Consider the following 11407-nt stretch of genomic DNA (forward strand, 5'->3'; position numbering starts at 1 on the left):
AACGAGGCGGGCATGGGGAGCCCCGCGTGGCCCTTGAGCATCAGCACCTGGGCCTCGGAGTTCCACCCCCACACCTCGACCACGGGCAGCACCGGCAGGCTGCGCACCATCGCCTCGGCGCAGGCCTGCATCAGGTTCGAGGGGGAGTCCTCGCGGGACAGCACCTCGCTCACCTCGGCACGCAGGGCCTCCAACTGGCGGGCGCGCTGCTCGCTCTCCAACCGGCGCGAGGCCTCCTCGGCCTGGCGCTGGGCGGTGATGTCCGTGCTGGTGCCCATCCACTCGCGCACGTTGCCATTCGCGTGGAGCACGGGCACCGCGCGCGACAGGGTGACGGCATAGCTCCCATCCGGCCGGCGCAGGCGCATCTCCACCTCATAAGGCTGCTTGAGGGCCCGCGCCGCCTCCCACCCCCGCCGCACGCGCTCCTGGTCCTCCGGATGGACGACAGACAGCCAGCCAAACCCCCGGTATTCCTCGCGTGTCTGTCCGGTGAAGGCCCGCCAGGTGGGGGAGTCCTCCAACACCTCTCCATCCGGCCGCGTCACCCACACCGCCTGGGCGGTGGCGTGGATGAGCGAGCGGAAGCGCTCCTCGGCCTGCCGCACCACGCTGTAGAGGCGCGCGTTGTCCAGGGCCACGGCGGCCTGCGCGGCCACGCCCTCCGCCAGGTGGGCATGCACGCGCTGGAAGCGCCCCGGCTCGTGGTGGCCGAAGAACAGTCCGCCCAGCACCTCGCCCGAGCGGCTCTTCACCGGCACGGCGAGGTAGCTGCGCACCGGCAGATGGCCCTTGGGCATTCCATGGTAGGGGGCGCTCTTGCCGTAGTCCGGGTGCTTCGTCACGTCCTCGAGCAGCAGGGTGCCCTCCCCCCGGAAGGTGGGACCGAAGACGGCGGTGGCACGCGGCATGGGGAAGTTGGCGAAGGCCTCCCGGGAGACGCCCGAGAGCGTGTAGAGGAGGTACTGCCCGCCGTTCTCGTCCACGCGGTTCTCGAAGAAGGCGCCAAAGGCCGCCCCGCTCAGGGCCACCCCGGCGTCGGTGATGCTCTGCACGAGCCGCGTCGGGTCCAGCTCCGAGGCGAGCGACAGGCCCATGCGGTGGAGCGTCTCGGTGTTGCGCTGCTCCTCCTCCTTGCGCCGCAGGGCCTCCTGGGCCTCGCGGTAGAGGCGTGCGTTTTCCACCGCCAGCGCGGCGCGGGCGGCCAGCTGCTCGGCGAAGGCCACGTCCGCGGGGGTGAAGCGCCGGCCGGACTCGGCGGTGACGAGCTGGAGGGCCCCGAAGGTGCGGCCCTGCGCCTTCAGGGGCACCATCACCGACGAGCGCAGGCCCAGCTCACGCGAGATGCGCAGCAGCTCCAGGTCCCCCCGGGAGCCGGCCACCAGCAGCTCGTCGGAGATGTCCGGGAACACGATGGAGCGGCCGGTGCGCAAAACCTCGTACACGCCATGGGGATCGCTCGGATCCGGCGGGTAGCGCTGGCGCAGCTCGTGGGCCAGCGCCACCTTCGTCGGGTCCACATGGGCCACCGCGAGCCGCTGGACCTGACCGTCCTCTGCCTGAATCTCCAGCGCGCACCAATCCGCCAGACGCGGCACGGCCAGCCGGGTGAGGGCCGTCAGGGTCGTCTCGTAGTCCAGCGAGGAGGCCAGCAGCGAGCTGGCCTGGGCCAGGAACTCCAGCGAGGTCGCGGCATGCTTCTGTTCTTCGATGTCGGTGCAGGTGCCGAACCACTTGATGATGCGACCGGCACTGTCGCGCACCGGGTGGGCGCGGCCCACGAACCAGCGGTACACCCCATCATGACGCCGACAGCGGTACTCCACGTTATAAGGCTCACCGGTGCGCAGCGAGTGCTGCCAGCGACGCTGCGCCTCCGGCACGTCCTCCGGGTGGAAGGGCAGACGCCACCCCTCCCCCTGCGTCACCTCGAAAGAGCTGCCGGTGTAGTCGTACCAACGCTGGTTGAAATAGTCGTGGAAGCCATCGGGCCGGGCCGTCCACACGAGCTGGGGAATGGTCTCGGCGATCTGCCGGAAGGAGATGTCCCCCTCCGAGCGGCCCAGGGTTTCACTCAGCGGCGTGTGCACATCCTGGGCTCGTTGCTCGGTCGGATTCATGAAGGGGGATGGGACCTTAACAGCGCCAGAACAGCCCGGGACGGCTCCTCCCTTTCCACCGGGCCGAAAGCTTTCCACCAGCGGACACTCACCGGATGGACTGGCCAGCTGGGGAGGGGATGAGAGGAGTCCCCGCCTGTCCGCTCGCTCCACCGAGAGCAGGTGGAGCGCTGGTGCGCTCGCGTTGGGGCCGGTACACACTGGCCTTCCCGCCCGGTCCCCACCCGCGAAGGCCCTCTGGATGTCCTGGCTCCTCCCCTGCGCGCTGCTGTCCGCCACGCTGTCCCAGACGCCCGCCCCCGAGGACGGGCCTCCACCGGCCACGAGCCAGGAGACGACGGTGGTGGCGCCCAAGGTGCCCACGCCGCTGAGCCGCACACCGGCGGCGGTGAGCGTGGTGGAGCGGGAGGACATTCAAGACGCTCGCCCCACGCTGGGACTGTACGAGGGGCTGGTGGCGACACCGGGGCTCGTCGTGCAGAGCCGCAACAACTACTCGCAGGACCTGCGGCTCTCCATCCGCGGCTTCGGGGCACGCTCGGCCTTCGGCATCCGGGGCGTGACGGTGGTGGTGGACGGCTTCCCGGAGACGATGCCGGACGGGCAGACGAACGTGGACAGCCTGGACCTGGCCTCGGCGGAGCGCATCGAGGTGCTGCGGGGGCTGGCCTCGTCGCTGTACGGCAACGCGGCGGGCGGCGTGGTGAGCATCACCACGGAGGAGGGCCCGGAGCGGCCCTTCGTGGAGGCGCGGACGCTGCACGGGGACGAGGGCCTGTGGAAGCTGCACGTGAAGGGCGGGGGGAAGAGCGGGGACGTGCGCTGGCTGGTGAGCGCGTCGCGGCTGACGCAGCGGGGCTGGCGGCGGCTGTCGGGCACGGAGCAGGTGCTGCTGAATGGGAAGGTGCAATGGGCGCCGGATGAGCGCTCGGAGCTGAAGGCGGTGCTGTCGCTGGTGGACGCACCCGAGGCGGGGGACGCGGGCGGGCTGACGCGGGAGGAGGCGGAGGCGGATCCGCGGCAGGCCTCGCCCACCCACCTGCTCTTCCGCGCGGGCGAGTCGGTGCGGCAGGGCCGGCTGGGGCTGACGTACCGTCGGCGCCTGGGCGAGTCCCACGAGGTGGAGGCGAATGGCTTCCTGGCGCTGCGGCGCTTCCAGAACGCGCTGCCCTCGGTGGTGGTGGCGTTCGACCGGAGGTTCGACGGGGTGGCGGTGCGCTACGGCAACCGGGCGCCGCTGCTCGGCCTGCGCAGCCGCTTCACCCTGGGGACGGAGTTGCATGCGCAGGCGGACCGGCGGAAGAACTTCGACAACGTGGACGGCCAGCCCGGGAGCACGTCGCAGCTCGACCAGGACGAGGACGTGACGGCGCTGGGCCTCTTCGCGCAGGAGGAGCTGGAGCTGCGCGAGCGCCTCACGCTGGTGGCGGGGGCGCGGTACGACGTGTCGCGCTACGCGGTGACGGACTTCCTGAAGGCGGACGGGGACGGGACGGGGACGCGGACGTTCGGACAGCCCACGGGACGACTGGGGCTCATCTGGGCGCCGCGGCCGGAGGTGTCGGTGTTCGCGAACGTCTCCCAGTCCTTCGAGGCCCCGACGACGACGGAGCTGGCGCTGCCGCAGGGGACGGGCGGAGGGCTGTCGCGGGACTTGAAGCCACAGCACGCGGAAAGCGTGGAGCTGGGGGCGCGCGGGACGCTGTGGGGCCGGCTGCGCTACGACGTGGCGCTGTACGCGGTGCGGGTCCGAGACGGGCTGGTGCGCTTCGAGGACGAGAACGCCCGGGCATACTTCCGCAACACGGGGCGCTCGCGACACCTGGGGGCGGAGGTGGCACTGGAGGCGAAGCTGACACAGGAGTTCCGGGTACGCGCGGCGTACAACGCGCTGCAGGCGACGTTCCGCGACTACGCGCCGCAGGGGAAGCAGCTCCGGGGCAAGCAGGTGCCGGGCATTCCGGCCCACCAGGTGGGAGCGGAGGCGGTGTACCAGCACGCGAGCGGGGCGCTGGCGGCGGTGGAGACGTACAGCGTGGGCGGGCTGTACGCGGACGACGCGAACACGGTGCGCGAGCACACCGCCTGGGTGGTGAACGCGCGGCTGGGGCACCGTTTCCCCATGGGGGTCTTCGAGGTGAGCCCGTTCCTGGGGCTGCAGAACCTCCTGTCGGCGCGCTACAGCGACAACGTGCGGGTGAACGCGAGCCGGGGACGCTACTTCGAGCCGGCACCGCCACTGACGGTGTACGCGGGAGCGGGCCTGTCGCACCGCTGGTGAGCGCTGGCGGGAGGCGGCTCGACCCTACTCAGGATGTCAGACGGCCGGGTAGACTGGAGGAGTCAGGAGGGGAGAGCGTCCCGCGGCGGTTGAACCACCAGGAGGCGAGTGATGGCGAAGGGGAAGAAGCCGGCGACGTACGAGGACATCGAGGCATTGCCGGTCGGGTGGGTGGGGGAGATTCTGGAGGACGAGCTGGTGGCCTCGCCGAGGCCGGCCACGGGGCATGCCCATGCCGTCTCCATGTTGGTGGGCAGGTTGACCAATCCCTTCTCGTTGGGGGAGGGAGGGCCCGGAGGCTGGTGGATTCTTTTCGAGCCGGAGCTTCACCTCGGCCGGGACATCCTCGTGCCGGACCTCGCCGGGTGGCGTCGCGAGCGCCTGCCCCGGCCGCCCTCTCCCGAGGAGCTCTTCGTGACGCTCGCGCCGGACTGGGTATGTGAGGTGCTCTCGCCTTCCACCCGCGAGGTGGATCGCAAGCGCAAGCTGCCGCTCTACCACCGCGAGGGCGTGGCGCATGCGTGGCTGGTGGATCCGCTCTCGCGCACCCTGGAGGTCTTCCGGCGCGAGCCCTCCGATTGGCGGCTCATCGCGACGCACACGGGCGCGGAGACGGTTCACGCCGAGCCCTTCGACGCGGTGCCACTCGGGCTGGGCGTGCTCTGGTTGGGACAGGCGCTGGCAAGCGGTGACGCACGCTCTCAGTGAGTCTCCGCCGCGGGTGCGACGGGAGTCCTCCTCGTCGCGAGGAGGACTCCGGCCAGGGCGAACATCCACGCCAGCTCCCCCAAGAGGAAGCCGGCGATCAGGTGGCTCGCACCCCCGGCGAGTGCCACACCCATCCACAGGGAGAAGAGCGCCCGGCCCACCGTGTCGATGGTGCCGTGGAAGCGCGTGGGCCTCACGAGACGCACCACCGCCCATAACGTCGTCATGATGCCGAAGAGGCTCACGAAAAGGAGGTGGGTTGGCGCGAACAGCGGAGGGACCTCGCCGCCCAGGCCGAGCGTCTGGTGCAGCGAGCGGGTGACGGAAACCACCGCGTCCGCCGTCCACGGCGTGGCGAAGGGTGCGGTAACGAGAACGTCATACACGGCACTGCCGAAGACGACGCGACGAGTCGTGGGGGAAGGTTCGACGTTCACGGTGGGAACCTAGCCCCTGCATATGAGGTGTCAAAGGACTCGTTCCGGCATCTCGTGAGCTTCGAGTCGTCTGACACCCTGGCAGCGGCGCGCGGGAGAACGGCGTGCATCTCCTCGTCACGCCAAGCCCAGGCGAGAGCCTGACGCATGAGGACCTGCTCTCCTGTAATCCCACGCCGCCATGGGATAACACTCCCCCCATGAACGCCCCCACCTCGAACCCCCTGCTCTCCGACCGCGACGTGGACTTCCAGCTCTACGAGGTGCTGGACGCGGAGTCGCTCTGCCGGCTCCCGACCTTCGCGGAGCACTCGCGCGAGACGTTTACGCTCTTCCTGGACAGCACGCGTCGCTTCGCCCGCGACGTGCTCTTCCCCACCTACCGCCTCATGGACGCCGAGCCCCCCGCGTTCCGCGACGGCCGCGTCCACGTCCACCCGCTGATGCGCAAGCTGTACCCCCAGCTCGTCGACCTCGGCCTGCTCGCGGCCACGCGGCCCGTCGAGGCGGGGGGCCAGCAACTGCCCCTCACGGTGTACTCGCTGGCCTCGGCCTACCTCATGGCCGGCAACCTGAGCGCCTACGGCTTCATCGGCCTCACCAGCGGCGCGGCACACCTCATCGAGGCCTTCGGCACGCCCTTCCTCAAGGACGAGTTCATGGCCCGGATGTACCGGGGCGATTGGACGGGCACCATGGCCCTCACCGAGCCACAGGCGGGCAGCAGCCTCTCGGACGTGCGCACGAAGGCCACGCCCGCCGGAGACGGCACCTACCGCATCACCGGCTCGAAGATCTTCATCAGCGGCGGGGACCAGGACTTCACGGAGAACGTGGTCCACCTCACGCTGGCGCGCATCGAGGGCGCTCCCTCGGGAGTGAAGGGCCTGTCGCTCTTCGCCGTGCCCTCGCGCCGCCCCGAGGGCGGACGCCTCGTGGACAACGACGTGCGGGTGGCGGGCGTCATCCACAAGATTGGCTGGAAGGGCCTGCCCAGCCTGGCGCTCAACTATGGCGAGGTCGGTGACTGCCGCGGATGGCTGGTGGGCGAGCCGGGCCGGGGCCTCGCGCACATGTTCCAGATGATGAACGAGGCCCGCATCATGGTGGGCCTCAACGGCGTGGCGACGGCCTCGGTGGCCTACCACGAGTCGCTGGCCTACGCGCAGAGCCGGCCCCAGGGGCGCCCCTCGTGGGAGAAGGACGCCGCACGGCCGCAGCGCCCCATCATCGAGCACGCGGACGTGCGGCGCATGCTGCTGCGGCAGAAGGCGATCGTGGAGGGCGGCATGTCGCTGCTGGCGGCGGCCTCGTGGTACGCGGACCTCTCGGCCCACGGGAAGACAGAGGAGGAGCGCCGGCGCTCGGGGCTGCTGTTGGACCTGCTCACGCCCCTGGCCAAGACGTTCCCCGCGGAGAAGGGCTACGAGGCCAACGCGCTGGCGGTGCAGGTGCACGGCGGCTACGGCTACTCGAGCGAGTACCTGCCGGAGGCGTGGCTGCGCGACCAGAAGCTCAACAGCATCCACGAGGGCACCACGGGCATCCAGGGGTTGGACCTGCTGGGGCGCAAGGTGGTGGCGGGGGGCGGCGCGGCGCTGCAGGCCTTCTCGGAGGAGGTGGAGGCCACGGTGGAGCGGGCGCGCGAGGCGGGCGTGGAGGCCGAGTGGGGCGAGTCGCTGCGCAAGGCCATGGGCGAGGTGCTGGCGCTGACGATGGAGCTGGGCGCGGCGGGCATGGCGGGCGAGGTGGAGCGGATGCTGCGCCACAGCGCGCACTACATGGAGCTGTTCTCGGTGCTGGCGGTGGCGTGGCGGTGGCTGGCGCAGGCGGCGGCGGCTCGCGAGGGCCTCGCGCGCGGTGGCGAGGGCCGGGACTTCTACGAGGGCAAGCTGGCCGCGGCGCAGTACTGGCTCCATACGGAGCTGCCCCGGGTGTCCAACCTCGTGGCGCTGTGCCGCTCGGGAGAGGACTCGTACACCCGGATGCGGCCCGAGTGGTTCTGACATGTCCGTCTCCTTCCACCTGTGCCAGCCCGGCCGCGGCGCCTCCTGTGGGGCCTGCTGCGGCCTCTACAACTTCCGCGACCACTCGCGCGCCACGCTCACCGAGCGCCTCGCCGAGCAGACGGCCACCTTCCGCCCCCTGCCCCGGGAGCCCGAGGCCTACCAGCGCGCGGCCCGGGCCCTGCTGGAGGCCCGCCACGCCACGCCTCCCCTCTTTCCCGCTGTGCGCGTCTGCCCGCTGCTCGGCTTCCTCGACGCGGAGCACACGCGCGTGGGGTGCCTCGGCCACCCGAAGGTGACGGGCGGCGAGGATCTGCGCGACTGCGGCGTCTACCGCGCCGACATCTGCGAGACCTTCACCTGCCCCTCCTTCACCTGGCTCTCGGACGCCCAGGCGCGACTCGTCCAGGCGGCGTGCGCGGACTGGTACCTCTATGGGATCGTCATCACCGACGTGGAGTTCGTCCGCGGCTGCCTGCGCCTGCTCGAGTGGGAGCTCGCCGGGCCCGTGGACGCGGAGGCCCTCGCCGCCCGGCCCGAGGCGCTCGAGGCCGTGCGCCAGCTCTTCGCCCTGAAGGAGACCGCGCCCGGCCGGGGCACCCACGCCGCCGTCTTCGGCCGCTTCACCCCGGACACCGAGGGCGAGCCCGTCTCGCGCAACCTCGACTACACCGCGCTGGGCGCGCGCGCCGCCCCCGAGGACGAGGTGGTGCTGTGCCTCGGCTACGTCCCCTCCACCCTGGAGGCGCTCACGCGGGCCCGGGAGCTCGTCCGGACGCACGTGCACGCCGTGGCTCGCGCCCTGGGAGCGTGAGGCCATGGACAACCTCACCCACGGGTTGCTGGGCCTCGCCCTCGCCGCGCTGCGCCGGCCCGAGGCCCCCGCCGACGCTCCGCTCTCGCCCACCGACAAGGCCGTCCTGCTCGGCTCCGTCCTCGCCTCCGAGCTGCCCGACCTCGACACCCTCCTGCCGGCCGCCAACTCCGTCGACCACGCCCTGCGCGCCCACCGCGGCCTGTCGCACGCGCTCGCCTTCGCGCCCGTCGTCGCCCTCGCCGCCACCGGGCTCGCCCTGCTCGTCTTCCGCCGCGCCCGCTTCCTCCCCGTCTACCTCTCCAGCCTGCTCGCGCTCGGCGTGGCCCACCTGCTGCCCGACCTGTGGACGGGCTGGGGCACCCGGCTCCTCCTCCCCTTCTCCGACCAGCGCCTCACGCTCGACTGGACGATGGTGGTGGACCCGCTCGTCACCCTCCCCCTCCTCGTCGGCGCGGGGTGGGCCTGGCGCCGCCGCGTCCACTGGAGGCGGGCCCTGCTCGTGGGGCTCGCGTGCTCGGCCGCGTACGTGGGCCTGCGCGGCGTCCTCCAGGCGGCGCTGACCTCCCGGGTGCGCGAGGCCTGGCCCCTGGCGGAGCGGGTGCAGGTCTTCCCCGCGTGGCTCTCGCTCACCACCTGGCGCTATGTGGCCGTCCTCCCCTCCGAATATGTGGCCGGGACGGTGTCCCCGGACGAGCCCCCGCGCGAGGAGCGCCGCCTCCCCCGGCCCACCCCGGACGCGCTCCCCGCCGCCGTGCGCGCCGTACCCACCGTGCACGAGGCGCTCGCCTGGGCCCGCTTCCCCGTCATCTCCTCGGCCCCCGGCGCGGACGGACGCACGCGGGTGCGCATCGGAGACTTGCGCTACCACCTGCGCGGCGAGCCGACGCTCGCCTTCGTCCTGGAGCTGGGGCCGGACCTCGCCGTGACGGAGGCCCGACTGGAGCGCGGCGGCAGCGCGCGAGAGTTGATCGAGCGCTGGCGTGCGCCGGACTCCGGGCGCTAGCGCGGCTTTCCCACGGAACGGGGCTCCGGAGGGAGGCTTGCCGCGCCGGCCCTGGCGCTCCACCTTCCCCCGGGCGAGTGTGGGGAGGGTGGGATGGCGAGATGGGCCGTGGGGTTGGGGCTGCTGGGGTGGTGTGTCCTCTGTTCGGCGGGATGCCGGAAACCGGAGCCGGAAGGTCCGGCCTGCGACACTTCGGCGCCCACGGAGGCCTGCGCTCCTTCCGAGGCGCCCCCCGTCGCGGCCGTCCTGCCCGCCATGGCCGTCCAGCCAGCGCAGCCGCGGCCGGAGCCGAAGGCCCCCATGCCCGAGGCCGCCCGTCCCGAGACGGCCAGGCTCCCTGAGACGCCCGAGTCACCGGTCGAGGCGAGCGGAACACACGAGGAGCCACATCCTTCGCAGCTCCTGGAGACGGACTCCGCCGCCTGGGAGCGCGAGCCTGCCCGCCCCACCCCCCAGGACGATGACAAGGCGTGGTTCCGCGAGGCCGCGGCGGCGGCACGCGCGGGCGACACGAGCGGCACCACCGAGCGGCCTCTCGAGCAGGTCACCATCGCCACTGGCACCGTGGACGGTCGGGTGAAGCGCGTGCGCCCCGGCACCATCGAGGTGAGCGACGACGAGGGCAATGTCTACGAGCTGCGCATCGACGGCCGCAGCCGGGGCCTGCGCCGGGGCCGCCACATCTCCCTGAAGACACTCGCCGAGGGCATGCCGGTGCGCGCCTCGTTCGACCTGGTGGGAGGCGGCGAGAGCCTCGCGCGCGACATCGAGGTGCGGCGCTAGGCGGGCCCCGCAAGCACGACGGGCGGCCCCCCCGAGAAGGAGGACCGCCCGTCGCTCATACGACACCGTCCGCCGGAATTACGGCTTGGTGTAGTTGATGGTCAGGTTGTACGTGGCCGACGTGTAGCCACGCACGCCGACGTAGGCGGTCGTCTGGCCAGCGGGCACGGCCACGTCGCACGTCTCGGAAGCGCCCGAGGCGTACGGACGGCAGTTGTAGGCCGTCGTGGTGGGCGCCGCACCGAAGCGGACGTAGAGGTCCGGATCACCCGTGCCCGTCATCACCACCTTGAACTGGGTCCCCGCCGTCACGCTGAAGCTGTAGCTGGGAGACCACGCGCTGGACGCCACGGAGCCACTGCGCGTCTCCTGCGTCGGCGTGCCGCCCCCCGTGCTGCCACTGCCGTAGAGGCCCGTCAGGGAGACATCCGAGTAGGCGGAGTAGGCGTTGAGCATCACGTACCAGGTGCCCGCGGCCGGGTTGGTGAAGGTGCAGTTCTCCACGTTGCCGCCCTTGTACGGACGGCAGTCGTAGGTGGCCGAGTCCGGCGCCGAGCCGAACTTCACGAACATGTCCACGTCACCCGTGCCACCGGTGGTGTCGAACTTCAGGCTGGCCTGCCCCGCGGGCACCACCAGCGTGTAGTACGTGTTGCTGCCCGTGGCGCCGGACAGGCCCGTCTTCGCGACGCCGTTGGTCAGCGGGCTGGTGGTCGGCGGCGGCACGGCGATGCCCACGCCCACGGCCTCCCAGGCCTTCGTCACCGCGTCCAGCTCCGCCGCCCCGTAGAACGACGACGCCTTCTGCTCGGTGCAGGTCTTGGCCGCCGCGAAGTTCGACGACGAGGTCATGCAGTTGGCGTTGGCCTCGTAGAAGATCTTCCCCGCCTTCTGGACGCCAATGCCCGGCACGGTGACAGTCGTCTTGCCGCGCGGGTGCGTGCCGCCCGTGGACAGCAGCTTGAAGGCCAGGTTGGCGATGCCCGAGTTCCAGTGCACGCCACCGTTGTCGGAGGAGCCCGTGTAGCGCTCGGGGTAGTAGTCCTTCGACGAGCCGTCCTGCGTGGGGTTGGCCATGTAGCGCAGCGCGTCGTTGGGCGTGGCCGGCGTCCAGATGTCGTCGCCGATCATCCAGACGGGGGCGTCCATCCCCCAGCCCTTGGTCCAGCTCTCGCAGTAGGCGGAGAAGATGTCGCTCATGCCCTCGTTGAGCGCGCCGGACTCGTTGGAGTAGGTGAGGTTGGACTCGGAG

The 11407-nt window shown here is 71.6% G+C and carries 9 protein-coding genes; 6 read left to right on the top strand and 3 right to left on the bottom strand.

Annotated elements, in window-relative coordinates; genetic code table 11:
• A partial coding sequence (locus VF697_RS27830) for a PAS domain-containing protein (protein WP_331099760.1) occupies positions 1-2120 on the bottom strand: 2120 nt, incomplete at its 3' end.
• A gap of 241 nt (positions 2121-2361) precedes the next feature.
• Here VF697_RS27830 and VF697_RS27835 point away from each other — a divergent pair.
• Positions 2362-4401 (top strand): TonB-dependent receptor, encoded by a 2040-nt coding sequence (locus VF697_RS27835; protein ID WP_331099761.1) that lies wholly within the window; start codon positions 2362-2364, stop codon positions 4399-4401.
• Between the two features lie 111 nt (positions 4402-4512).
• On the top strand, positions 4513-5109 hold the full coding sequence (locus VF697_RS27840; protein WP_331099762.1) for a Uma2 family endonuclease: 597 nt from the start codon (positions 4513-4515) through the stop codon (positions 5107-5109).
• On the opposite strand, the gene VF697_RS27845 is transcribed toward VF697_RS27840, so the two are convergent.
• The gene (locus VF697_RS27845) at positions 5103-5546 is read right to left on the bottom strand and encodes a hypothetical protein (protein WP_331099763.1); all 444 of its coding nucleotides are present in this window, start codon (positions 5544-5546) and stop codon (positions 5103-5105) included. The two genes, VF697_RS27840 and VF697_RS27845, sit on opposite strands and share 7 nt — an antisense overlap.
• 200 nt (positions 5547-5746) lie before the next feature.
• Between VF697_RS27845 and VF697_RS27850 the strand changes: the two genes are divergently transcribed.
• The 4 genes from VF697_RS27850 (at position 5747) to VF697_RS27865 (ending at position 10155) form a co-directional block, all read left to right on the top strand.
• Complete coding sequence (locus VF697_RS27850) at positions 5747-7552, top strand: acyl-CoA dehydrogenase (protein ID WP_331099764.1); 1806 nt, start codon at positions 5747-5749, stop codon at positions 7550-7552.
• Between the two features lies 1 nt (position 7553).
• On the top strand, positions 7554-8366 hold the full coding sequence (locus VF697_RS27855) for a hypothetical protein (protein ID WP_331099765.1): 813 nt from the start codon (positions 7554-7556) through the stop codon (positions 8364-8366).
• A gap of 4 nt (positions 8367-8370) precedes the next feature.
• Complete coding sequence (locus tag VF697_RS27860) at positions 8371-9372, top strand: metal-dependent hydrolase (protein ID WP_331099766.1); 1002 nt, start codon at positions 8371-8373, stop codon at positions 9370-9372.
• A 300-nt stretch (positions 9373-9672) separates the two neighbouring features.
• The gene (locus VF697_RS27865; RefSeq protein WP_331099767.1) at positions 9673-10155 is read left to right on the top strand and encodes a hypothetical protein; all 483 of its coding nucleotides are present in this window, start codon (positions 9673-9675) and stop codon (positions 10153-10155) included.
• 78 nt (positions 10156-10233) lie between these two features.
• Here VF697_RS27865 and VF697_RS27870 read toward each other — a convergent pair.
• Positions 10234-11407: M4 family metallopeptidase (locus tag VF697_RS27870; RefSeq protein WP_331099768.1), on the bottom strand; the 1174-nt coding region annotated here is incomplete at its 5' end.

It is taken from the genome of Archangium sp., from assembly GCF_036388035.1.
Taxonomy (GTDB): Bacteria; Myxococcota; Myxococcia; order Myxococcales; family Myxococcaceae; genus Archangium.